Consider the following 26,465-nt stretch of genomic DNA (forward strand, 5'->3'; position numbering starts at 1 on the left):
AAAAACCCGTCGCCGGCGGGTTTTTCCTTAACCATTAGTGGTGCCTATGGACGTCTCCGATCTGCTCGACAGCCTGAATGAAAAACAACGTGAAGCCGTGGCGGCGCCGCGCAGCAACCTGTTGGTTCTGGCCGGAGCGGGCAGCGGCAAGACGCGGGTGCTGGTACATCGCATCGCCTGGCTGCTGTCGGTGGAGAACTGCTCACCGTATTCGATCATGGCGGTGACCTTCACCAACAAGGCGGCGGCGGAAATGCGCCACCGCATCGAACATCTGATCGGCACCAGCCAGGGCGGCATGTGGATCGGCACTTTCCACGGTCTGGCGCACCGCCTGCTGCGCGCTCATCATCTGGAAGCCAACCTGCCGCAGGATTTCCAGATCCTCGACAGCGACGACCAGCTGCGGTTGCTCAAGCGCATCATCAAGGCGCTGAACGTCGACGAGAAACAGTGGCCGCCGCGTCAGGCGATGTGGTACATCAACGGCAAGAAAGACGAAGGCCTGCGCCCGCAGCACGTCGAGACCTACAACAACCCGGTAGAGGCCACCTGGCTGCGCATCTACCAGGCCTATCAGGAAGCCTGCGATCGCGCGGGGCTGGTGGATTTCGCCGAGCTGCTGCTGCGCGCGCACGAGCTGTGGCTGAACAAGCCGCATATCCTCAACCACTACCGCGAACGTTTCACCAACGTGCTGGTGGACGAATTCCAGGATACCAACAGCATCCAGTACGCCTGGATCCGCCTGCTGGCGGGCGGCAACAGCAACGTGATGATCGTCGGCGACGATGACCAGTCGATCTACGGCTGGCGCGGCGCGCAGGTGGAAAACATCCAGCGCTTCCTGAAGGATTTCCCCGGCGCGGAAACCATCCGCCTGGAGCAGAACTACCGTTCCACCAGCAACATCCTGAAAGCGGCCAACACCCTGATCGCCAACAACGACGGGCGCATGGGGAAAAACCTGTGGACCGAAGGCGGCGAAGGCGAGCCGATTTCCCTCTACTGCGCCTTCAACGAACTCGACGAAGCGCGCTTCGTGGTCAACCGCATCAAGACCTGGCAAGACAACGGCGGCGCGCTGAACGACTGCGCCATTTTGTACCGTAGCAACGCCCAGTCGCGCGTGCTGGAAGAGGCGCTGCTGCAGACGGCGATGCCGTACCGCATCTACGGCGGCCAGCGGTTCTTCGAACGTCAGGAAATCAAGGATGCGCTGGCTTACCTGCGCCTGATCTCCAACCGCAACGACGACGCGGCCTTCGAGCGCGTGGTCAACACCCCGACGCGCGGCATCGGCGATCGCACCCTCGACGTAGTGCGCCAGGCGGCGCGCGATCGCCAGCTGACGCTGTGGCAGGCGACGCGCGAACTGATGCAGGACAAGGTTCTGGCCGGCCGCGCCGCGTCGGCGCTGCAGCGCTTCATCGAGCTGGTGGAGTCGCTGGCGCATGAAACCGCCGATATGCCGCTGCACGTGCAGACCGATCGGGTGATCCGCGATTCCGGGCTGTTCATCATGTATGAGCAGGAAAAGGGCGAGAAGGGACAGGCGCGCATCGAAAACCTTGAGGAACTGGTGACGGCGACGCGCCAGTTCAGCTATCAGGAAGAAGATCAGGATCTGATGCCGCTGCAGGCATTCCTGTCGCATGCGGCGCTGGAAGCGGGCGAAGGCCAGGCCGACGCCTATCAGGACGCGGTGCAGCTGATGACCCTGCACTCGGCCAAGGGGTTGGAGTTCCCGCTGGTGTTTATCGTCGGCATGGAAGAAGGCATGTTCCCGAGCCAGATGTCGCTGGACGAAGGCGGCCGTCTGGAGGAGGAGCGCCGTCTGGCCTATGTGGGCGTGACGCGCGCCATGCAGAAACTGACGCTGACCTATGCCGAAACGCGCCGTCTGTACGGCAAAGAGGTTTATCACCGGCCGTCGCGCTTTATCGGCGAATTGCCGGAGGAGTGCGTGGAAGAAGTGCGCCTGCGCGCCAGCGTATCGCGCCCGGTCAATCACCGCCGCATGGGCACGCCGATCAGCGAGAACGACACCGGTTACAAGCTGGGCCAGCGCGTGCGTCATCCCAAGTTTGGCGAAGGCACCATCGTCAATCTGGAGGGCAGTGGCGAGCACAGCCGGCTGCAGATCGCCTTCCCGGGTGAGGGCATCAAATGGCTGGTGGCGGCCTACGCGCGTTTGGAAACGGTATAAAGAGAGAGGCGTTGCAGGGGCCAGCCCCTGCAACCTTTCACGATCAGTGAGGGTACCGGTCGCCGACCTGTGCGGTGGCATACCAGCGCATCACCGCTTCGGTGCCTTCACCGCCTTCCTGCGGCGCCCACTGCATGCAGTCTTCTTCGGTCAGCGCCTGATACGGGCCCTGCTTCACTTCGAACACTACGCCGCCGGCATCGACCGACAGCACCGCATGCCAGGTAAAGGCCGGCATCTCCAGCACTTTGGTTTCTTCGCCAAGCAGGGTGCGCTGTGTTACGACGCCGTCATCGTTGAACTGCAGCACCACAAAGCGGCCGCGCAGCGGCGTCAGCAGCTCCCAGGTTTGCGGGTGGCGGTGCGGGCGGATATAGGTGCCGGGTTCCATGGCGATAGCCAGGCGTTGCACCGGGTCGCTCAGCTCTTCGTGTAAGGTGCGGTGCGCGCGCAGGCGGGCCACGCTGGCGGCCTGTTCGCTCATCGCGGTCAGTTCATGGGCGGTAATCTGTTTCATCATTTAAATCCGCATGCTTGTCGTACCATTAGGGTGATGTCATCTTAGCAACATTCTTGGTGGCGGTAAGCGATCGCCGCGACTTTTTCAGTACGGTTTAAGCCCCATTTCTGCTATTGATCATCGTGATGATTTGTTGCGCAATTATCCCGCCTAACGTGTTGACAGGCTTTTTCTTCTCGGCGTAACATGCGCGCACTATTATCATTGAGGACAGACGCCTTGGACACACCCAGTAGATACTGGCTCACTGACCTGCGCCGCAGGTATAACTTCTAAGGCTCTCCGTTTTTGCTGATAGCCTTCGTGGTTGTCGGCGACCCCGCAAAGTGTCGCTATGAGTCAGATCTCTTCATGGTCTGAAACAAATCGGTGATACGCATCTCCCTCTGTTTCTGTGCTTCAACGCGTTGTCCGCACCCGTTACCTTCACGGAGTTTTGGCACATGCTGAGCGCTTTTAAATTAGATAACCGCCGCTTGTCCCGTCTGGAACTGGACGACTCAGATGATCTCACGTCATCGCTGTGGGTTGATCTGGTCGAGCCGGAAGAGGGCGAGCGTGAGCGCGTGCAGAATGAGCTGGGACAAAGCCTGGCGACGCGTCCTGAACTGGACGACATCGAAGCCTCCGCCCGTTTCTTCGAAGACGAAGACGGTCTGCATATCCACTCCTTCTTCTACTTTGAAGATGCGGAAGATCATGCCGGCAACTCCACGGTGGCCTTCACCATCCGCGACGGGCGTCTGTATACCCTGCGCGAGCGCGAACTGCCGGCGTTCCGCCTGTACCGCATGCGCGCCCGCAACCAGACGATGCTCGAAGGCAACGCTTACGAACTGCTGCTGGATCTGTTCGAGACCAAGATTGAACAGCTGGCGGACGAGATAGAGAATATCTACAGCGATCTGGAACAGCTCAGTCGGGTGATCATGGAAGGGCATCAGGGCGACGAATACGACGCCGCGCTCTCGACGCTGGCGGAGCTGGAAGATATCGGCTGGAAGGTGCGTTTGTGCCTGATGGATACCCAGCGCGCGCTCAACTTCCTGGTGCGCAAGGCGCGTCTGCCGACCGGCCAGCTGGAGCAGGCGCGTGAAGTGCTGCGCGACATCGAATCCCTGCTGCCGCACAACGAATCGCTGTTCCAGAAGGTGAACTTCCTGATGCAGGCGGCGATGGGCTTCATCAACATCGAACAGAACCGTATTATCAAGATCTTCTCGGTGGTGTCGGTGGTGTTCCTGCCGCCTACGCTGGTGGCTTCCAGCTACGGCATGAACTTTGAATTCATGCCGGAACTGAAATGGTCGTTCGGCTACCCGGGCGCGATCACGCTGATGATCCTGGCGGGCCTGGCCCCTTACCTGTACTTCAAGCGCAAGAACTGGCTGTAACCCGGCGGCGCCGGGCTCAGCGCAGCTTGCGCTGGGTATAGAGCGCGTCGAGGGTGAACAGGATCAGCGCCGCCCAGATAAAGCCGAAGGTCACCAGCTTGTCCTGGCCGACGGTCTCGCCGTAGAAGGTGACCGCCAGCAGGAACATCAGCGTCGGGCCGAGATACTGGAAGAAACCGAGCGTCGACAGGCGCAGCCGGGTAGCCGCCGCGGTGAAGCACAGCAGCGGCACGGTGGTGACGATGCCGGCGGCGACCAGCAGCAGGTTCAGCGACCACGGGTTGGCGCTCAGGTGGCTGGTGGGGCTGTCGGCGAACAGGAACAGATAGGCCGCCGCCACCGGCAGCAGCCACAGCGTTTCAATCAGCATGCCGGTCTGCGCGTCGATGGCGATTTTCTTGCGCAGCAGGCCGTAGAAGGCAAAGCTGAACGCCAGCCCCAGACCGATGATCGGCAACGACCCGAACTGCCAGAGCTGCACCAGCACCCCGGTGAACGCCAGCGCCACCGCCACCCACTGCATGCGGCGGAAACGTTCGCCGAGAAACAGCATCCCCAACAGCACGTTAACCAGCGGGTTGATGAAGTAGCCCAGGCTGGCTTCCAGCATATGGTGATTGTTCACCGCCCAGATGAACAGCAGCCAGTTGCCGCCGATCAACAGCGCGGTGACCGCCAGCAACAGCAGCCGTTTGCGATTTTGGCAGGCGGCGCGCACTTTAGGCCAGTTGCGGCCCAGCGTGATCAGCGCCAGCATGAAGAAAAACGACCAGATGATCCTGTGGGTGAGGATCTCATCCGCGGACACTTGCTGGATCAGTTTGAAATAAGCCGGGGCGATGCCCCACATAAAATAGGCGGCCAGGGCAAAGAAAATGCCCTGACGCGTTTGCTTTGCGTCCATGACGTCACTCTGGTGGGGAACTTAAGATGCGGTGAGTGTACTGAAGACGCTCACCGCACACAATCATCAGCCGACCAGGTAGGTGGCGGTGGCGGTCGCGATATGCAGGCCGTCGTGGTTATGCAGTTCTACGCGCGCGACGGCGACTTTGTTGCCGCTGCGCAGCACGCTGGCGGAGGCGACGAAGTGCTCGCCGCGGCCGGGGCGCAGGTAGTCGACGCGCAGGTCGATGGTGCCCATGCGCGACAGCTTGGCGGCGATCTCCTCTTCGACCAGCGGCTCCAGGCGTGTCAGCACGCCGCCGGCGCAGGCCAGCCCGGCGGCGACGTCAAGCACGGCGGCGATCACGCCGCCATGCAGAATTTCCTGCGCGGCGTTGCCGACCAGCTTGCGCTGGTTGGTGAAGCTCAGCTCGACGTAGTCATCGTCGAAGCGGCGCAGCTCCAGGCCAAGCTCGCGGTTGAACGGCATGTGGTAGACAAAAATTTCGCCGATCTTGCGGCGGGCGGCTTCCAGGGTCAGTGGTGTTGTCGACATAGCGGGTTTCCGTTTTTCTTTTGCGTTTTAAGGGAGCTAACTGGTCAGTCCAGGTTAATGGAATGTTGATTTTATGCTTAACCTTTGTTGCTTGCCAGCCCGTTTAGGCAAAAGAGTCACGCGCGCGTTGGTGTCATGCTGAACGATATTGTGTAATCATACCCGGTGGGTGTGTACCGATGAAAAAATGGGGAAGTGTGTGTCAACCGCAGCAGTGATTAACAGAGAGTTGCTGGCCGAGCAGGTATTGCGCGATACCTTCGGCTACCAGCAATTCCGTCCGGGGCAGCAAACGATTATCAATGCCGCGATCGGCGGGCAGGATTGCCTGGTGGTGATGCCGACCGGCGGCGGCAAGTCGTTGTGTTACCAAATCCCTGCGCTGGTGATGGACGGCCTGACGCTGGTCGTTTCTCCGCTGATCTCGCTGATGAAGGATCAGGTCGACCAACTGTTGGCCTACGGCGTTTCCGCCGCCTGCTACAACTCGACGCAAACCCGCGAGGAGCAGCTGGACGTCATGGCCGGCTGCCGCAACGGCACCATCAAGATGCTGTACATCGCGCCGGAGCGGCTGATGATGGAAAGCTTCCTCAACCTGCTCGATCACTGCCCGCCGGCGATGCTGGCGGTGGATGAGGCGCACTGCATCTCCCAATGGGGCCACGACTTCCGGCCGGAATACCGCGCGCTGGGGCAGTTGAAACAGCGCTTCCCGTCGATGCCGGTGATCGCGTTGACCGCCACTGCCGACGAAGCCACGCGCGGCGATATCGTGCGTCTGCTGTCGCTGCAGGATCCGCTGGTGCAGGTCAGCAGCTTCGACCGGCCGAACATCCGCTACACGCTGGTGGAAAAATTCAAACCGCTCGATCAGCTGTGGCGCTTCGTGCAGGATCAGCGCGGCAAGAGCGGCATTATCTATTGCAACAGCCGCGCCAAGGTGGAAGACACCGCCGCGCGCCTGCAAAGCCGTGGCCTGAGCGTCGGCGCTTACCACGCGGGGCTGGACAACGATCGCCGCGCCCAGGTGCAGGAAGCGTTCCAGCGTGACGATCTGCAGGTGGTGGTGGCCACCGTCGCCTTCGGCATGGGCATCAACAAACCCAACGTGCGTTTCGTGGTGCATTTCGACATCCCGCGCAATATCGAATCCTATTATCAGGAGACCGGCCGCGCCGGGCGCGACGGCCTGCCGGCCGAAGCCATCCTGCTGTACGATCCGGCCGACATGGCCTGGCTGCGCCGCTGTCTGGAGGAGAAACCCGCCGGGCAACAGCTGGACATCGAGCGTCACAAGCTGAACGCCATGGGCGCTTTCGCCGAGGCGCAAACCTGCCGTCGCCTGGTGCTGCTCAACTACTTCGGCGAAGGCAAGCACGAAAACTGCGGCAACTGCGATATCTGCCTCGATCCGCCCAAGCGCTACGACGGGCTGGAGGACGCGCGCAAGGCGCTGTCTTGCGTGTACCGCGTCGGCCAGCGCTTCGGCCTCGGGTACATCGTGGAAGTGCTGCGCGGCTCCAACAATCAGCGCATTCGCGAATACGGTCACGACAAGCTGCCGGTGTACGGCATCGGCCGCGATCAAACCACGGAGCACTGGACCAGCGTGCTGCGTCAGCTGATCCACCTGGGCTTTATCACCCAGAACATTGCCATGCACTCGGCGCTGCAATTGACCGAGGCGGCGCGTCCGGTGTTGCGCGGCGAGGTGGCGCTGCAGCTGGCGGTGCCGCGCATTCAGAGCCTGAAGTCGCGCAGTAGCGCCAACCAGAAATCCTACGGCGGCAATTACGATCGCAAGCTGTTCGCCAAGCTGCGCAAACTGCGCAAGTCGATCGCCGACGAAGAAAACATTCCACCCTATGTGGTGTTCAACGACGCCACGCTGCTGGAAATGGCCGAACAGATGCCGATCAAGGCCGGCGATCTGCTGAGCGTCAACGGCGTGGGGCAGCGCAAACTGGAGCGTTTCGGCGCGCCCTTTATGGCGATGATCCGCGACCATCTCGACAATGACGAAGACTGAGGGCGATAAATCATGCTGATGCTGTTTCTCACCGTGGCGCTGGTGCATCTGATTGCGCTGATGAGCCCGGGGCCGGACTTCTTTTTCGTGTCGCAGACCGCCGCCAGCCGCTCGCGCCGCGAGGCGATGATGGGCGTGGTCGGCATTTCGCTCGGCATCGTGGTATGGGCCGGCGTGGCGTTGATGGGGCTGCATCTGATCCTGCAGAAGATGGCCTGGCTGCATCAGATAATCATGGTCGGCGGCGGCATTTACCTGTGCTGGATGGGGTGGCAACTGCTGCGTTCCGCGCGGGCGCAGCAAGCTCCGCCCGCGGCAGAGGCCCAGGTGGCGTTGCCGAAGGCCGGGCGCAGCTTTATTCGCGGCTTCTTGACCAACCTGTCCAACCCGAAAGCGGTGATCTATTTCGGCAGCGTGTTCTCGCTGTTCGTCGGCGACAGCGTCGGCGCCGGGGCGCGTTGGGGGCTGTTCTTGCTGATCGTCGCCGAGACCTTCGTCTGGTTCAGCCTGGTGGCGGTGGTGTTCGCGCTGCCGGCGATGCGCCGCGGTTATCAGCGGTTGGCCAAGTGGATAGACGGGGTGGCTGGCGTGCTGTTTACCGGCTTCGGGTTACACCTGATCTTTACCCGCTAACCGGCAGTGAAATGCCCAAGGCCGAGCAGCGATGCCCGGCCTTTTTTGTCAGGCTTTGCGGGCGGTCGCCAGCAGCCCCGCCACCAAAATGAACAGCGAACCGAACACCCGGTTGAGCAGCTGCATTTGACGCGGGGTCTTCAGCCAGCCGGCGATGCGCGTCGCCAGGGTGGCGTAACCGATCATCACCAGAATATCCACCACCACGGTGGTGACGCCGAGCACCAGATACTGTTCGGCCTGCGGCTGATGGGGCAAGATGAACTGCGGGAACAGCGCGGCGAGGAACACGATGCTTTTCGGGTTGGTCAGGTTGACCAGCACTGCGCGGCGGAACAGGCGGCGGCGCGGCATGCTGCCCGCCAGCGCATGCAGATCCAGCGCGCCGGCGGCGCGCCATTGCTGGATGCCGAGCCACACCAGGTAGGCGGCGCCCAGCCATTTCAGCAGCTCGAACGCCAGCAGCGATTGCGATATCAGCGCGCCGAGGCCGATGCCCACCAGCACGATGTGCGCGCTCAGCCCGACCTGCAGCCCGGCGATTGACGCGGCGGCGCCGCGATAGCCGTGGCTGATGCCGGTGCTCATGGTGTTGATGGCGCCGGATCCGGGGGACAGGCTAAGGATAAGCGTGGTCAGCAGGTAGGTTAACCACCAGTCCAAGGTCATGGTTCTCGGCTCCCTGAAAGTGTCGTTTTGTGCCACAATGCGCCGAGGCGGCGCCGTTTTTTGTCAGAATTGAATCACAATACGCTAGTATGATTTCTTGTGCCAGCGGTCACATTTTCCGCCGGCTCCACAGGGAAAACGCTCTCGATGACCTCGTTCACTCTCAGCTCCGATGACTGGTTAACGCGTGAAACGCAGTTCGCTGCCTTCGCCACCGGGCCGCTGCTGGATTTCTGGCGGCAGCGCGAAGAAGGCGAGTTCAGCGGCGTGGACGGCGTGCCGATCCGCTTTGTGCGCTTCCGTTCCGCGCGGCATCAGCGGGTTGTGGTGGTCAGCCCCGGCCGCATCGAAAGCTACGTGAAATACCCTGAGGTGGCCTACGACCTGTTCCACTGCGGTTACGACGTGATGATCGTCGATCATCGCGGCCAGGGGCGCTCCGGGCGTTTACTGGCGGATACGCACCGCGGTCATGTGGTAAACTTTGCCGACTACGTGGACGATTTCGAGCAGCTGTGGCTGCGCGAGGTCGAGTCGCGCGGTTACCGGCAGCGTTTCGCGCTGGCGCATTCGATGGGCGGCGCGATCCTGGCGCAGTTCCTGCAGCGCCGGCCGCAGGCGTTCGACGCGGCGGCGTTTTGCGCGCCGATGTTCGGCATCCAGTTGCCGATGCCGGGCTGGCTGGCCGACCGCATTCTCGACTGGGTGGAGACACGCCCGGCGATCCGTGATTATTACGCGGTGGGCACCGGCCAGTGGCGTCCGCTGCCCTATGTGGTCAACGTGTTGACCCACAGCCGCGAGCGCTACCGGCGCAGCCTGCGTTATTACGCCGACTATCCCGAGCTGCAGGTGGGCGGGCCGACTTACCATTGGGTGCGTGAGAGCATCCGCGCCGGCCGGCAGATCATCGCGCAGGCCGGGAAAATCACAACGCCGCTGTTGCTTTTGCAGGCCGGTGAAGAACGGGTGGTTGACAACCGTTCGCACCAGGCTTTTTGTCAGGCTCTGTCAGACGCGGGGCGCCCTTGCGAAGGGGGGCTTCCGTGGGTTATCAACGGCGCACGCCATGAGATCCTGTTCGAGCGGGACGCGATGCGCGCCGAAGCACTGAACGCAATCCTGCGCTTCTTTGCTCAACACTTAGGCGGCGCGCTGCCGCCGACAACTCCATCAGAGGTTAGAACATAACGCTATGTATCACGTCGTCGCTTCCGATTTAGATGGCACGCTGCTGTCTCCCGACCATACCCTGTCGCCGTACGCCAAAGAAACGCTGAAGTTGCTGACCCAGCGAGGCGTGCATTTCGTGTTCGCCACCGGCCGCCACCACATCGACGTGGCGCAGATCCGCGACAGCCTGGAAATCAGCGCCTTTATGATCACCTCCAACGGCGCGCGGGTGCACAACACGGCCGGCGAGCTGATCTTCAGCCATAACCTGGACGGGGATATCGCCCGCGATCTGTACGGCATGCTGCACGACGATCCGCAGATCACCACTAACGTCTACCGCAACGACGATTGGTTTACCAACCGCGAAAGCCCGGAGCAGGAAGAGTTCTTCCAGGAGTCGGTGTTCAAATATCAGCTGTTCGAGCCGGGCCTGCTGGAAACCGATGGCGTCTGCAAGGTTTACTTCACCTGTGAAGACCACGAGCGGTTGCTGCAGGTGGAAGACGCCATCAACGCCCGCTGGGGCGATCGGGTCAACGTCAGCTTCTCGTTCCCAACCTGCCTGGAAGTGATGGCGGGCGGTGTGTCGAAAGGGCATGCGCTGGAAGAAGTGGCCAAGATCATCGGTTACACGCTGCAAGAGTGCATCGCCTTCGGCGACGGCATGAACGATCTGGAGATGCTGTCGATGGCCGGCAAGGGCTGCATCATGCGCGATGCGCATCAGCGCCTGAAGGATATGCTGCCGGAGCTGGAGGTGATCGGTTCCAATGCCGATAACGCGGTGCCGCACTACCTGCGCAAGATGTTCCTCTGAAATAACCTTTAAATAATCAGGGCGCCTTGCGGCGCCCTTGTTATTACTTGTGCTGGCCCTGCTTCTGCAGGAACTGCACGCCCTTGTCCGGGAAGTCGGTGAACACGCCGTCGACGCCGGCCTGGTTGTAAATCACGTCATACAGCTGGTTTACGTCGGTCACGTACTTCGGCAGCGCATCGGCGCGGATGGTGAACGGGTGCACCGCCAGCTTGCTGGCGTGCGCTTCTTTCACCATGTCGGTCAGCACGATGTGGCCCGGTTTGGATTGATCCGCCACCACCAGCATGTGGTAGTCCGGCCCGATGCCGTCGGCATACTGAGCGATTTTCTTCATCGCGCCCGGTTTGAACATCCAGTCATAGTCGTATTCCACCCACTTGCCGTCGGCTTTCTGCTCGTAGGTTTCCTGCCAGTCGTTGTAGGCGATCAGCTGCACCAGCTTCAGATCCATGCCCAGCTTCGGCTCCAGCTCGTTCTTGATGCGTTTGAGCTCGTTGGCGTCGAAGCACTGCAGGTAGACGTTGTCGTTCTTGCCGGTGTAGCCGTACTGCTTGAGCACCGCCAGCACTTTGCTGGAGATGTCTTTGCCTTCCTGCTTGTGGAACCAAGGCGCTTTGATTTCAGGATAGATGCCGATGTTTTTGCCGGTCGAATGGTTCAGACCCTGTACGAATTCGATCTCTTCCTGGAAGGTGTGGACGCGGAAGTCGGATTTGCCCATCGGGAAGCGGCCAGGGTAGCCCTGTACCTTCTTGCCGTTTTCGATGTCAAAGCCTTCGGTGAACTTCAGCGATTTGATCTCCGCCAGCGTAAAGTCGATGGCGTAATAACGGCCGTCTTTGCGTGCGCGGTTCGGGAAACGTTCGGCGACGTCGGTGACGCGATCGAGGTAATGGTCGTGCAGCACCACCAGCTCGTTGTCCTTGGTCATCACCAGATCTTGCTCGAGGTAATCGGCGCCTTGCGCGTAGGCCATCGCCTTCGCCGGCAGGGTGTGTTCCGGCAGGTAGCCGCTGGCACCGCGGTGGGCGATCACCACTTTGTCCGCCGCCTGCGCGGCGCTGACCATTGAGGTGGCGAGAATGATCCCTGTCAGCAGGGCTTTGACTTGAGTCCGCATTCCGTTTTCTCCGTGTTGTTGGGGGCAGGGTAGTAAAAAGGCCGCAGGGCGGCCTTTAAATCATGCAAAAGTCGTGTGACGGTTAGCCGCGCTTGCCGGCAGCGATTTCCGCGTGGTGTTTCTTCTCGTTCAGCATGGTCAGCAGCAGCAGGATAACCGCCAGCACGCCGCCGCCGATCATCACCATGAAGCCGCCGTCCCAACCGAAGAAGTCTACGGTGTAACCGACGATGGCGCTGGCCGCAACCGAGCCGCCCAGGTAGCCGAACAGGCCGGTGAAGCCCGCGGCGGTGCCGGCGGCTTTCTTCGGCGCCAGCTCCAGCGCGTGCAGGCCGATCAGCATCACCGGACCGTAGATCAGGAAGCCGATGACCAGCATACAGATCATATCCACGGTCGGGTTACCGGCCGGGTTCATCCAGAACACCACGGTGGCGATGGTCACCAGCGTCATGAAGAACACGCCGGTGGCGCCGCGGTTGCCTTTGAACACTTTGTCCGACATCCAGCCGCACAGCAGGGTGCCCGGGATACCGGCGTATTCATACAGGAAGTAGGCCCAGGAAGACTTGTCCAGCGCGAAGTGCTTCACTTCTTTCAGGTAGGTCGGCGACCAGTCCAGAATGCCGTAACGCAGCAGGTAGACGAACACGTTGGCGACCGCGATGTACCACAGCAGCTTGTTCGGCAGGATGTACTGCATGAAGATCTGCTTGGCGGTCAGCTCTTCTTCGTCTTTTTCGCTGTAGTCGTCCGGGTAGTCGTTTTTGTACTCTTCAATCGGCGGCAGGCCGCAGGATTGCGGGGTGTCGCGCATCAGGCCGAAGGCGATCAGGGCCACCAGGATGGCGCCGAAGGCCGGCATGTACAGCGCCGCGTGCCAGTCGTTGAACCAGGCCATGCCCAGCAGGAACAGCAGCGGCGGCAGGCCGCCGCCCACGTTGTGGGCGCAGTTCCAGATGGAGACGATGCCGCCGCGTTCTTTCTGCGACCACCAGTGCACCATGGTGCGGCCGCACGGCGGCCAGCCCATGCCCTGGAACCAGCCGCACAGGAACAGCAGGACGAACATGATGGCGATGCTGGAGGTTGCCCACGGCACGAAGCCCATGAACAACATCACCGCCGCCGCCAGGATCAGGCCGGCAGGCAGGAACACTCGCGGGTTGGAACGGTCGGAGACCGAACCCATGATGAATTTGGAGAAGCCGTAGGCGATGGAGATGCCCGACAGCGCGAAGCCGAGGTCACCGCGGCTGAAGCCTTGTTCGATCAGGTAAGGCATGGCCAGGGTGAAGTTCTTACGCACCAGATAGTAGGCGGCGTAACCGAAGAAGATCCCCAGGAAAATTTGCCAGCGCAGCTTACGGTAGAGCGGGTCTACCTTATCGCTCGGCACACGGGCGATGTGTGCGGCCGGCTTAAAAATACTCAACATGAGCGCCTCCGATGGCTTTATCTGTTATCACATCAATATGACCTTTTACGTTCATTTGATGATTGAGCGGATATCGAATGTGGTGTTTTTGTGTTCCATAACGAGCGCCATTGTCATCAAATACGCCTGGTGTCGCTGTGACGAATGGCGCAATTGTTACACTTTCATGAAACCACGGCGGATTTTGAGCGATTCGTTAACGTTATGAAATAGAAAAACGTCCAAAAATCGTGATTATGATCACATTGATGGTTTTTTGTGGACATTTTTATTTCGTTTCATGTTCGTTATTGTTCCTTATCAAACAAAGACCCTAGTAACCGTGGCTCAATAGGCTCATAACTACCGATCCTGAGGGAGCGACATGAGCAGCTATTTTGACGGCGGCGAAACGGATGTGATCATCATCGGCGGCGGCGCCACCGGCGCAGGCATTGCCCGCGACTGTGCGCGGCGCGGCTTGCGATGCATTTTGCTGGAGCGCCACGACATCGCCACCGGCGCCACCGGCCGCAACCACGGTTTGCTGCACAGCGGCGCGCGCTATGCGGTGACCGACGGCGAGTCGGCGCGCGAATGCATAGAAGAGAACCGCATCCTGAAACGCATCGCGCATCACTGTATCGAGCGCACCAACGGGCTGTTCATCACCTTGCCGCAAGACTCGCTGGACTATCAGCAGCAGTTTATCGCCGCCTGTCGCCAGGCCGACATCGACGCCGAAGCGATCGACCCGCAGCTGGCGCTGCGGCTGGAGCCGGCGGCTAACCCGGCGCTGATCGGCGCGGTGCGGGTGCCGGACGGCACCGTCGATCCCTTCCGGCTGACCGCCGCCAATATGCTGGACGCGCGCGAGCACGGCGCGCAGATCCTGACCTACCATCAGGTGGTGGGGTTGCTGCGCAGCGGCGATCGGGTGACGGGCGTGCGCGTTTACGACCATCAGAATCAGCGGCGCTATGAGCTGCATGCGCCGGTGGTGGTCAACGCCGCCGGCATCTGGGGCCAGCAGATCGCCGAATACGCCGATTTGCGCATCCGCATGTTCCCGGCCAAGGGAGCGCTGCTGATCCTCGGCCATCGCATCAACAACATGGTGATCAACCGCTGCCGCAAACCGGCGGACGCCGACATCCTGGTGCCAGGCGACACCATCTCGCTGATCGGCACGACCTCGACCCATATCGACTACGACCAAATTGACAACATGCTGGTGACCCCGCAGGAGGTGGATATTCTGATCCGCGAAGGGGCGCTGTTGGCGCCCACCCTGGCGCAGACCCGCATTTTGCGCGCCTATGCCGGGGTGCGGCCGCTGGTGGCCAGCGACGACGATCCCAGCGGGCGCAACGTCAGCCGCGGCATCGTGCTGCTCGATCACGCCGCCCGCGACGGGCTGGAAGGGTTTATCACCATTACCGGCGGCAAGCTGATGACCTACCGCCTGATGGCGGAGTGGGCCACCGACAAGGTATGCGAAAAGCTCGGCGTAAATAGTCCGTGCACCACCGCGCAGGACGCGCTGCCCGGATCCCGTCAGTCGGCGGAGGAAACGGTGCGCAGCGTGGTTTCTCTGCCCGCCAGCATTCGCGGCTCGGCAATTTACCGCCACGGCGATCGCGCCAGCCAGGTGCCGGCGGCCGATCGGCTCGACACCAGCCTGGTGTGCGAATGCGAGGCGGTGACCGCCGGGGAAGTGCGCTATGCGGTCAACTCGCTGACCGTCAATAACCTGGTGGATCTGCGCCGCCGCACCCGCGTCGGCATGGGCACCTGCCAGGGCGAACTCTGCGCCTGCCGCGCCGCCGGGCTGTTGACGCGCTTTAACGTCAGCACGCCGCAGCAATCCATCGCGCAGCTGTCGCAGTTCCTCAACGAACGCTGGAAAGGCGTACGGCCGATCGCCTGGGGCGATGCGCTGCGCGAGAGCGAATTCACCAGTTGGGTTTACCAGGGATTATGCGGGCTTGAAGCCCAGGCCGACCAGGAGCAGGAGGCGGATGATGCGATTTGACGTTGTGGTGATTGGCGGTGGTCTGGCGGGCCTGAGCTGCGCCATTGCCGTGGCCGAACAGGGCAAGCGCTGCGCGGTGGTTAGTTCTGGCCAGAGCGCGCTCTACTTCTCCTCAGGCTCGCTCGATCTGCTGGCGAGATTGCCGGACGGCACGCCGGTCGAGATGCCGCTGGCGGCGTTGCCGCAGCTGGCGCAACAGGCGCCGCAGCATCCGTACGCCCTGATCGGGCCCGGCCGGGTGGCGGCGCTGTCCGCCGCCGCGCAGCGGCTGCTGGAACGCTGCGGGTTGAATCTGCAGGGCGAGGGGGTGAACAACCATCTGCGCATCACGCCGCTCGGCACGCGCCGCGCCACCTGGCTCAGCCCGCAGGCGATCCCGACGCTGCCGCTGACCGGCCAACTGCCGTGGCGGCGTATTGCGGTGATCGGCATCGAAGGGTTCCTCGACTTCCAACCGCAGATGGCCGCCGACGCCCTGAGCCGCGAGCTCGGCGTGCAGACGGACGTGGCCTATCTGCACATGCCGGCGCTGGACAGATTGCGCAATAATCCCAGCGAGTTCCGCGCGGTGAACATCGCCCGGGTACTGGATTTGATGGAAAGCCTGCCGCCGATGGCCGAAGAGCTGCGGCGGCTGGCGGGCGAGGCCGAGGCGCTCTTCCTGCCGGCCTGTCTGGGTCTGGAGGACGACGCGTCGCTGGAGGTGCTGCAGGATGCGGTCGGCAAGCCGATCCGACTGCTGCCGACGTTGCCGCCTTCGGTGCCCGGCATGCGCTTGCATCAGGCGCTGCGGCGGCGTTTCCAGCAGTTGGGCGGCGTTTTCATGCCGGGCGACAGCGTGCTGCGCGCCGAGAGCGAGGCCAGCCGCGTCACCGGTTTGTACACCCGCAACCACGGCGATATTCCGCTGCGGGCGCAGCAGGTGGTGCTGGCCAGCGGCAGCTTCTTCAGCAATGGACTGGTGGCCGATTTCGACGGGGTGCGCGAACCGATCTTCGGGCTGGACGTACACAGTCGGGCGGATCGCGCCGACTGGAGCCGACGCGAGCTGTTCGCGCCGCAGCCTTACCTGCAGTTCGGCGTGCGTACCGACGGCAGGTTGCGGGCGATGAAGCAGGGAGTGCCGTTCGACAACCTGTACGCCATCGGCGCGGTCGCCGGCGGCTACGACCCGCTGCAGCAGGGCTGCGGCGCCGGCGTGTCATTGATCGGCGCGCTGCACGTCGCGCAGCAGATCGCCGCGGAGGAGAACGTATGAGCCTGCATCGGGACCACAGCTTTGAAAGCTGCATCAAATGCACCGTCTGCACCACTTACTGCCCGGTCGCCAAAGTGAACCCGCTCTACCCGGGGCCGAAACAGGCGGGGCCGGACGGCGAGCGGCTGCGGCTGAAAGACCCGGCGCTGTACGACGAAGCGCTGAAATACTGCACCAACTGCAAGCGTTGTGAAGTGGCCTGCCCGTCCGACGTCAAAATCGGCGACATCATTCAGCGCGCCCGCGCCGACTTCGCCCAGAGCAAGCCGACGCTGCGCGATGCCATCCTCAGCCATACCGATATCATGGGATCGCTGTCGACGCCGTTTGCGCCGATCGTCAACGCCGCCACCGGGTTGAAACCGGTGCGCAAGCTGCTGGACAAGGCGCTGAAGATCGATCACCGGCGCGAACTGCCGAAATATTCCTTCGGCACCTTCCGCCGCTGGTACCGGCAACAGGCGCAGGCTCAGCAGCGTTACGCCGAGCAGGTGGCATTCTTCCACGGTTGCTTCGTCAACTATAACCACCCGCAGCTGGGCAAGGATTTGGTCCGGGTGTTCAACGCGCTGGATATCGGCGTGCAGCTGCTGAAACGCGAGAAATGCTGCGGCGTGCCGCTGATCGCCAACGGATTTATCGAGCAGGCTAAAAAGCAGGCCAGGGTCAATGCCGAATCGCTGCAGGAAACGGTGCTGGAGCGCGGCATTCCGGTGGTGGCGACCTCATCGAGCTGCACCTTCACCCTGCGTGACGAATACCCTCATCTGCTGGACGTAGACACCACTGCGGTGCGCGATCGGGTGGAGCTGGCGACGCGCTATCTCTATCGCCTGATCAATCAGGGGCGCAGCCTGCCGCTCAAGCGCACGCCGCTGCGGGTGGCTTATCACACGCCTTGCCATATGGAGAAGATGGGCTGGACCGCCTATACCCTGGAGCTGCTGCGGCAGATACCGGGGCTGGAGCTGGTGGTGCTGGATTCGCAGTGCTGCGGCATCGCCGGCACTTACGGGTTCAAATCGGAGAACTACGCCACGTCGCAAGGCATTGGCGCGCCGCTGTTCCGGCAGATAGAAGAGAGCGGAGTGGATCTGGTGGTGACCGACTGCGAAACCTGCAAGTGGCAGATCGAAATGTCCACCAGCAAACGCTGCGAACATCCGATCACCCTGCTGGCGCAGGCGCTGGCATAAAAACGAAAGGGCCGGCAAGCCGGCCCTCTGTGGGATTACTGCTTCAGCTTCAGGGTGGAGATGATGCCTTCGGCTTCAGTCTGCGCCTGCTGCTGATTGTCTGCCGGCAGCGTTACCTGGATGGTCAGCATGTTGTTGTTCAGCGAGCCGATCAGGACGGAAGAATACGCCTTTTCACCGCCGCTGGTGATGATGCTGTCCAGCTGACGCAGCGGCACACCGTTGACGTCGAGCGCTTTGTTGGTGATCACCTGCAGGTTGGCGTCACGCGCGCGCTGGGTGTTCTCCAGGCGCTGGGCCAGGGTCTCCAGGCTGTCTGCGGTCTTGTCGCCCAAGATGACGATCACTGCGCGCTGGCCGGTGCTGTCTGCGTAAACATGCATGTTGTTGGCCTGGTTGCCCAGCTTGCCGCTCTGATCCGCCATGCCGACCGGCAGGGTGAACGCCAGCTTACCGTCCAGCAGGCTCACCTGCTGCCCGGCCGGCGCGCTGGCCGCCGCGCCGTCTGGCGCTGCCTTGGTGTCTTTGGTGTCGCCGTCGCAGGCCGCGAGGCCAAGCGCCAGCAGGCTGATACCCATCAATTTCGCTACTTTACGCATCGGGCTTCCTTCTTCCTTTCCGGTAGGGATTCACTGTCGTATCGCAACCTATTCCAGGTTGAAATGCAAGGCAGATGTTGTCACAAGTTTTTTTCCAGTAATAGCCGATAATCAGCCACTTCGCCTTTCTTTTCCAGCTGAACAATCTGATAGTGGTGGGCGAGCAGCATCGTCAGCATGGCGCGGAACCGGTTACGGGTTTTGACCGTCAGTTGGCGATAGCCCTGCACCCGCGCCCAGCGTTCTTGTTCGGCCAACAAGGCCTGCGCCACGCCGTGGCGACGGAATGCCGGCAGCACGCCGCCCAGCCAGCTGTAAAACACCGTTTCCTGCCGTTGATAGCCGAGTTTGAAACCGGCCGGCTGCCCGTCTATCTCGGCGATCAACAGGCTGGCGGGGGCGGTGCCGATACGCTGCTGCAGATCGGCCAGGCTATGCAGGCTGCCGAATTCGGGGATGCTTTGGTAAAGGCGGTGGATTTCTTCGAGCGTGGCGGTGCGGACGATGGGGAGCATGGGCGGCCTCCAAAGGATAGGGCCGCCCAGAATAACACGACTCAGCTCGGCTGCAGGCTGCCGCTGCGCGCCGCGATGCGTTTGAGCAGCATGTTCAGCAACACGCCGTACATCGGCAGGAAGAACAGCAGGCAGATCATCACCTTGAAGCTGTAATCCACCAGCGCGATCTCCACCCAGTTGTTGGCCATGAAGGGATCGCTGCTCTTGTAGAAGGCGATGAAGAAGAACGCCAGCGTATCGCTGATGTTGCCGAGGAACATCGCCGCCGCCGGCGCCACCCACCAGGCGCTGCGTTGGCGCAGGCGGTTGAAGACGTGTACGTCGAGGATCTGGCCGAGCACATAGGCCATAAAGCTGGCCACGGCGATGCGCGCCACGAACAGGTTAAAACTGCTCAGCGCCGCGAAGCCCTGCCATTCTCCCTGATAGGTGACGGTGGAGATCACATAAGAGATGAACAGCGCCGGCACCATCACCGCCAGGATAATACGTCGCGCCAGCGGCGCGCCGAAAATGCGTACGGTCAGATCGGTCGCCAGGAAGATAAACGGGAAGGTAAAGGCGCCCCAGGTGGTATGGAAGCCGAAAACGGTGATCGGCAGCTGCACCAGGTAGTTGCTGGAGGTAATGATGGCGATATGAAACAGCGAAAGCCAGACCAACGCCGTGAAGCGCTGCTGTGCGGTAAACGAATACATGTTGTAGCCTTTTTAGCAGTGGGGTGAGGGAACCCAGTGTGTCTTGTCAAAACAGCAAAAAACGCTGCGCGGCGGCATGATACGCGTTTGCGCAACCAATGCAATGGTTAAATTTAACGCAAACGTTAACGCATCTTGCGCAGAAAAACTACCGGCGTAAACTAGGCGCTAATGAGATGCGGCGAGCGTTCGCCGATCGTTTTTGAACGAGAAAAATTGCATGACTGACTTATTTGCCCAGGCAGACCAGACGCTCGACGCGCTGGGGCTGCGTTGCCCGGAACCGGTGATGATGGTGCGTAAAACCGTGCGCCATATGGACAACGGCGAAACGCTGCTGATTATTGCCGACGATCCGGCCACTACCCGCGATATCCCGGGGTTCTGCCGCTTTATGGAGCACACGCTGGTGGCGCAGGAGACCGAGCAGGCGCCATACCGTTATCTGTTACGGAAAGGTGTATAGTTTTTAATCGTCTCGTAAGATAAGCTCCCTGCGATTGGGGAGCGTTCGAAAGGGACAAACGATGATGAGTATTTTACTACTGCCTACGGTTGCCAAGATGGAAAATGAGGAACACACACAGGGCTATGAGCGCTGGTTTCTTGAAAGAGTTCAGGAAGCCATGGATGAGCCGTGGCCCGGTATTCCTCATGATGACGTGATGGCTGAAATGGATGCTGTTATCGCTGCTGCAGAAGCCAGGATCAACGCGAAGCAGGCATAATGCTCAACATCGAATGGACTCGAGCCGCACGTCAGGATCTGGCGGAGATTGTGGGATTCATCGCCAACGATAACCCTCTGGCGGCCAGAAAAATGAAGGTTCTCATCATGGAGGCCGTCACTCCCGCCGCCAGGCATCCTCGAATTTTCCGGCGTGGCAGAGTGGACGGCACGCATGAAATCCCCTTGCATCCCCATTATCTCCTGATTTACCAGGTGCTGGAAACTCACATCCGGGTGTTGCGGGTGTTACATACGCGCCGACAATATCCTTAGTATCTTCGCTGCAATCGATAATGGCGGGTTCCCATTGAGGAACCCGGCCTGGCGTCACGTTATTGGCGCTTTCTCAACAGCCGCAGCGCGTTGGCGGTGACCAGCGCGGTGGCGCCGGAGTCCGCCAGCACTGCCAGCCACAGCCCGGTTAACCCCAGCAGGCTGGTGATCAGAAAGACCCCTTTCAATCCCAGCGCGATGGTGATGTTTTGCCGGATATTGGCGTGGGTGGCGCGCGAGATGCGGATCATTTCCGCGACGCCCACCAGCCGGTTGTGGGTCAGGGCGGCGTCGGCGGTCTCCAGCGCCACATCGGTGCCGCTGCCCATGGCGATGCCGATGTTGGAGGCTTTCATCGCCGGGGCGTCGTTGATGCCGTCGCCGATCATCGCCGTCGGGCGCAGTTCGTTCAGCTCGGTAACCGCGGCGACCTTATCTTCCGGCAACAGACCGGCGCGATAGTCGAGGCCCAGCTCGCCGGCGATCGCCGCGGCGGCGCGCGGGTTGTCCCCGGTCAGCATCACGCCGCGAATACCCAGCGCGTTCAGTTCGGCTATCGCCTGTTTGGCGTCGCTGCGCAGCGTATCGCGCAGCGCCAGCAAGCCGATGGGCGCGCCGTCTGCCAGCACCACCACCGCCGTTTTACCGGCGTTTTCCAGCTTGTCTACCTGGCTCTGCCATTGGGTGTCGAGCAGGCCCGGCGCCAGCTTGCCCGGCGCGCTGATCAGCACGGTCTTGCCGTCCACGATCCCTTCCACACCGACCCCGGCCAGGGCGCGGCGCGCCTGCGCCAGCGGCAGCTCGGCACCGCTGGCGGCGGCGCGGTTAATGATCGCTTGCGCCAGCGGGTGATGTGAACCGGCCTCTACCGCGGCGGCAAGCTGCAACAGCCGTTGTTCGGTGAGCGCGCCGATGGGCAGCACGTCGGTGACCGTCGGCTTGCCTTCGGTCAGGGTGCCGGTTTTATCGAAGGCGATGGTTTGAATCTGGCCCAGTTGCTCCAGCGCCGCACCGCCTTTAATCAGCGCGCCGCGCCGCGTGGCGGCGGCCAGCCCAGATGTGATGGCCGCCGGTGTCGAGATCACCAGCGCGCATGGACAGCCGATCAGCAGCAGCGTCAGGCCGCGATAGATCCAGGTCTCCCACGGCTGCGAGAACAGCAGCGGCGGCACCAGGATCACCGCGACGGCCAGCAGCATGATGGCCGGGGTGTAGTAGCGGCTGAAGCGATCGAGGAAGCGTTCGATCGGCGCGCGGCGCTCTTCGGCCTCTTCAATCAATTGCAGAATGCGGTCGATGGCGTTTTTGCCGGGCTCTGAGATCACCTTCATCTGTGCCGCCTGATCGACGGACAGGCTGCCCGCGGCCACTTTTTCCCCCCGTTGACGCTCGACCGGCACCGATTCGCCGGTCAGGGCGCTTTCGTCGAAGCTGGCGAACGGATTGAGCAGTTCGGCGTCGGCCGGCAGACGCCCGCCGGGCGCGATTTCAATCACGTCGCCGGGGCGCAGGCTGGCGACCGGCACGCGTTTGCGTTCCGTGCCTTGCAGCAGCAGCGCATCTTCCGGCACCAGCTCCATCAGCGCCTTCACCCCGCGCCGCGCACGGTTGGCGGCGTAGGATTCCAGCAGCTCGCCAACCATAAACAGCAGCAGCACCATCGCCGCCTCGGCGGTGGCGCCAATGAACAGCGCGCCGATGGCCGCCACGCTCATCAGCGTTTCGATGGCGAACGGCGTGCCGGAGCGAATCAGACGCAGCGCCTTCGCGGCGACCGGCGCCAACCCGACCAGCGTGGTGGCGATAAAGGCGATGCGACCCAGCTCCGGGTTAATCCGATCCAGCACCCAGCTGACCACCATCAGGGTGGTTAACAACAGCAGCGGCGCAAATTCGCCGAAGCGCGAGGCTTTTGGCACGGCATCTTTGGCTGTCTGAGCGCCGAGCAGGGTAAAACCGGCCTGGGCGACCGCGTCCTGGATCCGCAGGCTGATATCGGACTGTGCGTCGACCACCAGTTTTTCGGTGGCGAACAATACGCGTGCGCTGTCAACGCCGGGGAGCGCGGTGACGGCATTTTCGATTTTCTTGGCGCAGCTGGGGCAGTCCATACCGGTGACTTTCCAGCTGAAACGTTGGCTGCCGGAAGGGGGAGCGGCGGCCAGCCTGTCGCTTTCCTCGTCCGGATCGTCGTGTGCGGCGGCGCAGCAGCCGCTCTCGCCATGATCGTGATGGTGATGGGCGGTCTGCGCAGCGGCGTTTTTCGGCTCGCTGCTGCAGCCATGCTGGTTTTTGCTGTGGCTGTGGTTGCAGCCGCATCCGCCTTCGGCGTGGTGATGTTCCTGATGATTATGATTTTGCTGATTGTGCATAACGTCCCCCTTCGGGCAGTTAACCGGGTTTGCTCAGCTGACTCTACACCCTGGAGTCCACTCCAGAGTCAAGCGCCGGATGAGAATTATTGCTAACGGCGTACGGGCGTTATGGGGGGGTTCATTCAATAATGAATAATGCGAATTTTAATCTATTGCTTTTTCTTATTACCTATTTCGAGAAAAAGTCTCGCCGCCGTTAGTTTAAATAAGAAAATAATATTCCTATAGAAACTAAAAAGTCGCCCGGTCTAATAATAAAGAGTTATTTATCTATAACGCGTTAGCAAAATTTATCTTTTTGCGCCTGATTAGCCAGCATGATTCGCTTGTGTCTGCAAGCCGCATTGCTATTGAAGTTTGGTGCCAACTTCTCCTCTCTAAGTTTCATTTGTTTTGTAAATAAGCGCAAAAAGTAGCATAACAAACTTTCGTTGCGATAATAAATGGTTGATTATTTTATGTGCAGTTTTGCGGTCCTGCCTATAATTGGAATCGATTACCATTTTTAATGGTGATCTTATTTGCTGATATATATGCATTAATTCTACCAAACACACTGCCGGCAACGGCGCATAAGCCCCTTCCAGCAAGCTTAAGGTTCATTAACCGTGGCTTACGGGGAGGTTATGTCTATCTGTCTGATTGATATCAATCAGGTAATGAGTGGAATCGAACCAATGCAATCTACTAAAAAGGCAATTGAAATTACTGAATCCAACTTCGCGGCCGCCACAACCGGCTACGATGCTGTAGACGACCTGTTGCATTATCATGAGCGGGGCAACGGGATTCAGATTAATGGCAAGGATTCATTTTCTAACGAGCAAGCTGGGCTGTTTATTACCCGTGAGAACCAAACCTGGAACGGTTACAAGGTATTTGGCCAGCCGGTCAAATTAACCTTCTCCTTCCCGGACTATAAGTTCTCTTCCACCAACGTCGCCGGCGACACCGGGCTGAGCAAGTTCAGCGCGGAACAGCAGCAGCAGGCTAAGCTGTCGCTGCAGTCCTGGGCCGACGTCGCCAATATCACCTTTACCGAAGTGGCGGCCGGACAAAAGGCCAACATCACCTTCGGTAACTACAGCCAGGATCGTCCCGGCCACTATGATTACGGCACCCAGGCCTACGCCTTCCTGCCGAACACCATTTGGCAGGGGCAGGATCTGGGGGGCCAGACCTGGTACAACGTCAACCAGTCCAACGTGAAGCATCCGGCGACCGAAGACTACGGCCGCCAGACGTTCACCCACGAGATTGGCCATGCGCTGGGTCTGAGCCACCCGGGCGATTACAACGCCGGTGAAGGCAACCCGACCTATCGCGACGTCACTTATGCGGAAGACACCCGCCAGTTCAGCCTGATGAGCTACTGGAGCGAAACCAACACCGGTGGTGATAACGGCGGTCATTACGCCGCAGCTCCGCTGCTGGATGACATTGCCGCCATTCAACATCTGTATGGCGCCAACCTGTCGACCCGCACCGGCGACACCGTGTACGGTTTTAACTCCAACACCGGTCGTGACTTCCTCAGCACCACCAGCAATTCGCAGAAAGTGATCTTTGCGGCCTGGGATGCGGGTGGCAACGATACCTTCGACTTCTCCGGTTATACCGCTAACCAGCGCATCAACCTGAACGAGAAGTCGTTCTCCGACGTGGGCGGCCTGAAAGGCAACGTCTCGATCGCCGCCGGTGTGACCATCGAGAACGCCATTGGCGGTTCCGGCAACGACGTGATCGTCGGCAACGCGGCCAATAACGTGCTGAAAGGCGGCGCGGGTAACGACGTGCTGTTCGGCGGCGGCGGGGCGGATGAGCTGTGGGGCGGTGCCGGTAAAGACATCTTCGTGTTCTCTGCTGCCAGCGATTCCGCGCCGGGCGCTTCAGACTGGATCCGCGACTTCCAGAAAGGGATCGACAAGATTGATCTTTCGTTCTTCAACAAAGAGGCGCAGAGCAGCGATTTCATTCACTTCGTCGATCACTTCAGCGGCGCGGCCGGTGAAGCGCTGCTGAGCTACAACGCTTCCAACAACGTGACCGATTTGTCGGTGAACATCGGTGGTCATCAGGCGCCGGACTTCCTGGTGAAAATCGTCGGTCAGGTAGACGTCGCCACTGACTTTATCGTGTAACGCAGCAACGGAGCGCCCGGCGCAGTCTCGGCCGGGCGTGATGTGGGAGCCGGTATGAAAGGTACTTTAACGCGCGCTGCCCTGGCGGCGGGGGGCATGATGGTGACGAGTGCGGTGATGGCCGGCAGTCTGGCGCTGCCGACCGCGCAGTCGCTGGCGGGGCAATGGCAGGTAGCCGACAGCGAACGGCAATGCCAAATCGAGTTTCTGGCCAATGAGCAAAGCGAGACCAACGGCTACCAGCTGGTGGATCGGCAGCGTTGTCTGCAAAGCGTATTTGCGGCCGAGGTGGTGGGCTGGCGCCCGGCGCCGGACGGCATCGCCCTGCTGCAGGCGGATGGCAGCACGCTGGCGTTCTTCTCGCGCGACGGCGATCTGTACCGCAATCAGCTGGGTGCGGGTGATGCCCTGACGTTGAAAGCGCTGGCTTGATGAAGAAACGGGTTCGGCGCGCCGAACCCGCGGCAGGTCTCTACAGGTAGAGCGAACGCACGATCAGGAAGTGGCCGGAGAAGTAACAGAAAGCCACGATGGCGTCCGCCGCGCGGAAGGTGAAGCGGTAGCGGTTGAGCAGCCAAACCACGTTGGCCAGCAGCAGCAGCGAGGTGCCGGTCAGCAGCGAGAAGCCGAAATCGGTGCTGCGCAGGAAATATTGCTCGCCCGCCAGCCAGACCATCAGCAGCGTCATCGCCACATAGGTGACGATCGGCCAACGCATCTCTTCCAACCGGGTCCAAAGGGCGGCCAGCAGCAATGCGCCGATCGCCAGCAGCGCCAGCGGCAGCGGCCAGAACAGACTGAACGTCATCTGGCTAGCGAAACTCAGGGTGTACAGCAAGTGGGACAGGAAAAAGGCGCCGATGGCGTACAGCACCCGCTCGCGCGGCAACAGAAGCAGCGCATCGCCGATCAGCGTTGCCAGCAGGCCGAGTACGATCAGATAGCCCGCGGCGCTGAGCACCGGCGCCTGCCAGGCCAACAGCAACAGCAGCAGCAGCGTGACGGGTTTGAACACCCAACGCTGCCAGCGCGGCCCACGGTAAGAGGCGTCGACGAACAGCCAACCGGAAAAGAATACGGCAAGGAACGGCCAACTCATTTATGTCTTCCTTATGTAGGAGGGAGCCGCAACCACCGGCTCCAAACTGTCACCCATGTCACTTCTTCATTTCAGTGTAGGTAGCCTGCCGACGATCGACAATGCTTTCTTG

25 protein-coding genes are annotated in these 26,465 nt (G+C 61.1%); 14 read left to right on the plus strand and 11 right to left on the minus strand.

What is annotated here, in order from left to right; genetic code table 11:
• Positions 1 to 46 precede the first annotated feature (46 nt).
• Positions 47 to 2,209: a DNA helicase II gene (gene uvrD / locus ACUTQY_RS19885; RefSeq protein WP_025304874.1), complete on the plus strand. Its 2,163-nt coding sequence runs from the start codon at positions 47 to 49 to the stop codon at positions 2,207 to 2,209.
• A 43-nt stretch (positions 2,210 to 2,252) separates the two neighbouring features.
• On the opposite strand, the gene ACUTQY_RS19890 is transcribed toward uvrD, so the two are convergent.
• On the minus strand, positions 2,253 to 2,726 hold the full coding sequence (locus ACUTQY_RS19890) for a WbuC family cupin fold metalloprotein (RefSeq protein ID WP_025160392.1): 474 nt from the start codon (positions 2,724 to 2,726) through the stop codon (positions 2,253 to 2,255).
• 446 nt (positions 2,727 to 3,172) lie between these two features.
• On the opposite strand from ACUTQY_RS19890, the gene corA reads away from it, so the two are divergent.
• The gene (gene corA, locus ACUTQY_RS19895; protein WP_004934262.1) at positions 3,173 to 4,123 is read left to right on the plus strand and encodes a magnesium/cobalt transporter CorA; all 951 of its coding nucleotides are present in this window, start codon (positions 3,173 to 3,175) and stop codon (positions 4,121 to 4,123) included.
• Between the two features lie 16 nt (positions 4,124 to 4,139).
• Here the strand turns inward: corA and rarD are convergent, their stop codons facing one another.
• Complete coding sequence (rarD, locus tag ACUTQY_RS19900; RefSeq protein WP_033645018.1) at positions 4,140 to 5,027, minus strand: EamA family transporter RarD; 888 nt, start codon at positions 5,025 to 5,027, stop codon at positions 4,140 to 4,142.
• Between the two features lie 66 nt (positions 5,028 to 5,093).
• A complete protein-coding gene (locus ACUTQY_RS19905; RefSeq protein ID WP_033645017.1) occupies positions 5,094 to 5,564 on the minus strand; it encodes a thioesterase family protein in 471 nt (156 codons plus the stop codon).
• A 199-nt stretch (positions 5,565 to 5,763) separates the two neighbouring features.
• Between ACUTQY_RS19905 and recQ the strand changes: the two genes are divergently transcribed.
• Both recQ and rhtC read left to right on the plus strand, forming a co-directional pair.
• Complete coding sequence (gene recQ, locus ACUTQY_RS19910) at positions 5,764 to 7,596, plus strand: ATP-dependent DNA helicase RecQ (RefSeq protein WP_046688049.1); 1,833 nt, start codon at positions 5,764 to 5,766, stop codon at positions 7,594 to 7,596.
• Between the two features lie 12 nt (positions 7,597 to 7,608).
• A complete protein-coding gene (gene rhtC, locus ACUTQY_RS19915; RefSeq protein ID WP_033645015.1) occupies positions 7,609 to 8,229 on the plus strand; it encodes a threonine export protein RhtC in 621 nt (206 codons plus the stop codon).
• Between the two features lie 48 nt (positions 8,230 to 8,277).
• Here the strand turns inward: rhtC and rhtB are convergent, their stop codons facing one another.
• A complete protein-coding gene (rhtB, locus tag ACUTQY_RS19920; RefSeq protein ID WP_033645013.1) occupies positions 8,278 to 8,898 on the minus strand; it encodes a homoserine/homoserine lactone efflux protein in 621 nt (206 codons plus the stop codon).
• A gap of 147 nt (positions 8,899 to 9,045) precedes the next feature.
• On the opposite strand from rhtB, the gene pldB reads away from it, so the two are divergent.
• Positions 9,046 to 10,089, plus strand: a complete 1,044-nt coding sequence (gene pldB, locus ACUTQY_RS19925; protein ID WP_046688051.1) for a lysophospholipase L2 — start codon at positions 9,046 to 9,048, stop codon at positions 10,087 to 10,089.
• A 4-nt stretch (positions 10,090 to 10,093) separates the two neighbouring features.
• A complete protein-coding gene (gene yigL, locus ACUTQY_RS19930; RefSeq protein ID WP_033652427.1) occupies positions 10,094 to 10,891 on the plus strand; it encodes a sugar/pyridoxal phosphate phosphatase YigL in 798 nt (265 codons plus the stop codon).
• A gap of 43 nt (positions 10,892 to 10,934) precedes the next feature.
• Here the strand turns inward: yigL and glpQ are convergent, their stop codons facing one another.
• On the minus strand, positions 10,935 to 12,014 hold the full coding sequence (gene glpQ, locus ACUTQY_RS19935) for a glycerophosphodiester phosphodiesterase (RefSeq protein ID WP_025304882.1): 1,080 nt from the start codon (positions 12,012 to 12,014) through the stop codon (positions 10,935 to 10,937).
• Positions 12,015 to 12,096: 82 nt separating this feature from the next.
• The gene (gene glpT / locus ACUTQY_RS19940; RefSeq protein WP_033645009.1) at positions 12,097 to 13,452 is read right to left on the minus strand and encodes a glycerol-3-phosphate transporter; all 1,356 of its coding nucleotides are present in this window, start codon (positions 13,450 to 13,452) and stop codon (positions 12,097 to 12,099) included.
• A 364-nt stretch (positions 13,453 to 13,816) separates the two neighbouring features.
• On the opposite strand from glpT, the gene glpA reads away from it, so the two are divergent.
• Genes glpA through glpC form a run of 3 tightly spaced genes read left to right on the plus strand, consistent with a single transcriptional unit; the run spans position 13,817 to position 17,920 of the window.
• Positions 13,817 to 15,466: an anaerobic glycerol-3-phosphate dehydrogenase subunit A gene (glpA, locus tag ACUTQY_RS19945; protein WP_038874123.1), complete on the plus strand. Its 1,650-nt coding sequence runs from the start codon at positions 13,817 to 13,819 to the stop codon at positions 15,464 to 15,466.
• Positions 15,456 to 16,724 carry a glycerol-3-phosphate dehydrogenase subunit GlpB gene (gene glpB / locus ACUTQY_RS19950; protein WP_103101689.1) on the plus strand — a complete coding sequence of 423 codons (1,269 nt, stop codon included), beginning with the start codon at positions 15,456 to 15,458 and terminating at the stop codon, positions 16,722 to 16,724. The genes glpA and glpB overlap by 11 nt, the downstream gene beginning before the upstream one ends.
• The gene (gene glpC / locus ACUTQY_RS19955; RefSeq protein ID WP_033645005.1) at positions 16,721 to 17,920 is read left to right on the plus strand and encodes an anaerobic glycerol-3-phosphate dehydrogenase subunit GlpC; all 1,200 of its coding nucleotides are present in this window, start codon (positions 16,721 to 16,723) and stop codon (positions 17,918 to 17,920) included. Before glpB ends, glpC begins: the two co-directional genes overlap by 4 nt.
• A gap of 35 nt (positions 17,921 to 17,955) precedes the next feature.
• Here glpC and ACUTQY_RS19960 read toward each other — a convergent pair whose 3' ends face one another.
• From ACUTQY_RS19960 to ACUTQY_RS19970, 3 genes are all read right to left on the minus strand, one after another.
• Entirely contained in the window at positions 17,956 to 18,519 is a 564-nt protein-coding gene (locus ACUTQY_RS19960) for a DcrB family lipoprotein (RefSeq protein ID WP_046688053.1), read from the minus strand.
• 80 nt (positions 18,520 to 18,599) lie between these two features.
• Positions 18,600 to 19,034, minus strand: coding sequence for a GNAT family N-acetyltransferase (locus ACUTQY_RS19965; RefSeq protein WP_046688054.1), 435 nt, complete (start codon positions 19,032 to 19,034; stop codon positions 18,600 to 18,602).
• 41 nt (positions 19,035 to 19,075) lie between these two features.
• Complete coding sequence (locus ACUTQY_RS19970; RefSeq protein WP_025304889.1) at positions 19,076 to 19,735, minus strand: 7-cyano-7-deazaguanine/7-aminomethyl-7-deazaguanine transporter; 660 nt, start codon at positions 19,733 to 19,735, stop codon at positions 19,076 to 19,078.
• A 220-nt stretch (positions 19,736 to 19,955) separates the two neighbouring features.
• On the opposite strand from ACUTQY_RS19970, the gene tusA reads away from it, so the two are divergent.
• From tusA to ACUTQY_RS19985, 3 genes are all read left to right on the plus strand, one after another.
• Positions 19,956 to 20,201, plus strand: coding sequence for a sulfurtransferase TusA (tusA, locus tag ACUTQY_RS19975; RefSeq protein WP_025304890.1), 246 nt, complete (start codon positions 19,956 to 19,958; stop codon positions 20,199 to 20,201).
• A 61-nt stretch (positions 20,202 to 20,262) separates the two neighbouring features.
• Positions 20,263 to 20,463 (plus strand): type II toxin-antitoxin system RelB family antitoxin, encoded by a 201-nt coding sequence (relB, locus tag ACUTQY_RS19980; RefSeq protein ID WP_223524348.1) that lies wholly within the window; start codon positions 20,263 to 20,265, stop codon positions 20,461 to 20,463.
• Positions 20,463 to 20,738, plus strand: coding sequence for a type II toxin-antitoxin system RelE/ParE family toxin (locus ACUTQY_RS19985; protein ID WP_033645001.1), 276 nt, complete (start codon positions 20,463 to 20,465; stop codon positions 20,736 to 20,738). Before relB ends, ACUTQY_RS19985 begins: the two co-directional genes overlap by 1 nt.
• Before the next feature lie 59 nt (positions 20,739 to 20,797).
• On the opposite strand, the gene ACUTQY_RS19990 is transcribed toward ACUTQY_RS19985, so the two are convergent.
• The gene (locus ACUTQY_RS19990) at positions 20,798 to 23,110 is read right to left on the minus strand and encodes a zinc/cadmium/mercury/lead-transporting ATPase (protein ID WP_046688055.1); all 2,313 of its coding nucleotides are present in this window, start codon (positions 23,108 to 23,110) and stop codon (positions 20,798 to 20,800) included.
• Between the two features lie 680 nt (positions 23,111 to 23,790).
• Between ACUTQY_RS19990 and ACUTQY_RS19995 the strand changes: the two genes are divergently transcribed.
• The gene (locus ACUTQY_RS19995) at positions 23,791 to 25,254 is read left to right on the plus strand and encodes a serralysin family metalloprotease (protein WP_033644999.1); all 1,464 of its coding nucleotides are present in this window, start codon (positions 23,791 to 23,793) and stop codon (positions 25,252 to 25,254) included.
• 54 nt (positions 25,255 to 25,308) lie between these two features.
• Positions 25,309 to 25,686: an AprI/Inh family metalloprotease inhibitor gene (locus ACUTQY_RS20000; RefSeq protein WP_025304893.1), complete on the plus strand. Its 378-nt coding sequence runs from the start codon at positions 25,309 to 25,311 to the stop codon at positions 25,684 to 25,686.
• 40 nt (positions 25,687 to 25,726) lie between these two features.
• On the opposite strand, the gene ACUTQY_RS20005 is transcribed toward ACUTQY_RS20000, so the two are convergent.
• Entirely contained in the window at positions 25,727 to 26,353 is a 627-nt protein-coding gene (locus tag ACUTQY_RS20005; protein ID WP_033644998.1) for a lysoplasmalogenase, read from the minus strand.
• Positions 26,354 to 26,465: the final 112 nt, after the last annotated feature.

It is taken from the genome of Serratia sp. TSA_130.1 (assembly GCF_052691795.1).

Coding starts and splice junctions, on each gene's coding strand:
- uvrD (WP_025304874.1), top strand. CDS start 47: ATGGACGTCTCCGATCTGCTCGACAGCCTGAATGAAAAACAACGTGAA.
- ACUTQY_RS19890 (WP_025160392.1), bottom strand. CDS start 2,726: ATGAAACAGATTACCGCCCATGAACTGACCGCGATGAGCGAACAGGCC.
- corA (WP_004934262.1), top strand. CDS start 3,173: ATGCTGAGCGCTTTTAAATTAGATAACCGCCGCTTGTCCCGTCTGGAA.
- rarD (WP_033645018.1), bottom strand. CDS start 5,027: ATGGACGCAAAGCAAACGCGTCAGGGCATTTTCTTTGCCCTGGCCGCC.
- ACUTQY_RS19905 (WP_033645017.1), bottom strand. CDS start 5,564: ATGTCGACAACACCACTGACCCTGGAAGCCGCCCGCCGCAAGATCGGC.
- rhtC (WP_033645015.1), top strand. CDS start 7,609: ATGCTGATGCTGTTTCTCACCGTGGCGCTGGTGCATCTGATTGCGCTG.
- rhtB (WP_033645013.1), bottom strand. CDS start 8,898: ATGACCTTGGACTGGTGGTTAACCTACCTGCTGACCACGCTTATCCTT.
- pldB (WP_046688051.1), top strand. CDS start 9,046: ATGACCTCGTTCACTCTCAGCTCCGATGACTGGTTAACGCGTGAAACG.
- yigL (WP_033652427.1), top strand. CDS start 10,094: ATGTATCACGTCGTCGCTTCCGATTTAGATGGCACGCTGCTGTCTCCC.
- glpQ (WP_025304882.1), bottom strand. CDS start 12,014: ATGCGGACTCAAGTCAAAGCCCTGCTGACAGGGATCATTCTCGCCACC.
- glpT (WP_033645009.1), bottom strand. CDS start 13,452: ATGTTGAGTATTTTTAAGCCGGCCGCACACATCGCCCGTGTGCCGAGC.
- glpA (WP_038874123.1), top strand. CDS start 13,817: ATGAGCAGCTATTTTGACGGCGGCGAAACGGATGTGATCATCATCGGC.
- glpB (WP_103101689.1), top strand. CDS start 15,456: ATGCGATTTGACGTTGTGGTGATTGGCGGTGGTCTGGCGGGCCTGAGC.
- glpC (WP_033645005.1), top strand. CDS start 16,721: ATGAGCCTGCATCGGGACCACAGCTTTGAAAGCTGCATCAAATGCACC.
- ACUTQY_RS19960 (WP_046688053.1), bottom strand. CDS start 18,519: ATGCGTAAAGTAGCGAAATTGATGGGTATCAGCCTGCTGGCGCTTGGC.
- ACUTQY_RS19965 (WP_046688054.1), bottom strand. CDS start 19,034: ATGCTCCCCATCGTCCGCACCGCCACGCTCGAAGAAATCCACCGCCTT.
- ACUTQY_RS19970 (WP_025304889.1), bottom strand. CDS start 19,735: ATGTATTCGTTTACCGCACAGCAGCGCTTCACGGCGTTGGTCTGGCTT.
- tusA (WP_025304890.1), top strand. CDS start 19,956: ATGACTGACTTATTTGCCCAGGCAGACCAGACGCTCGACGCGCTGGGG.
- relB (WP_223524348.1), top strand. CDS start 20,263: ATGATGAGTATTTTACTACTGCCTACGGTTGCCAAGATGGAAAATGAG.
- ACUTQY_RS19985 (WP_033645001.1), top strand. CDS start 20,463: ATGCTCAACATCGAATGGACTCGAGCCGCACGTCAGGATCTGGCGGAG.
- ACUTQY_RS19990 (WP_046688055.1), bottom strand. CDS start 23,110: ATGCACAATCAGCAAAATCATAATCATCAGGAACATCACCACGCCGAA.
- ACUTQY_RS19995 (WP_033644999.1), top strand. CDS start 23,791: ATGCAATCTACTAAAAAGGCAATTGAAATTACTGAATCCAACTTCGCG.
- ACUTQY_RS20000 (WP_025304893.1), top strand. CDS start 25,309: ATGAAAGGTACTTTAACGCGCGCTGCCCTGGCGGCGGGGGGCATGATG.
- ACUTQY_RS20005 (WP_033644998.1), bottom strand. CDS start 26,353: ATGAGTTGGCCGTTCCTTGCCGTATTCTTTTCCGGTTGGCTGTTCGTC.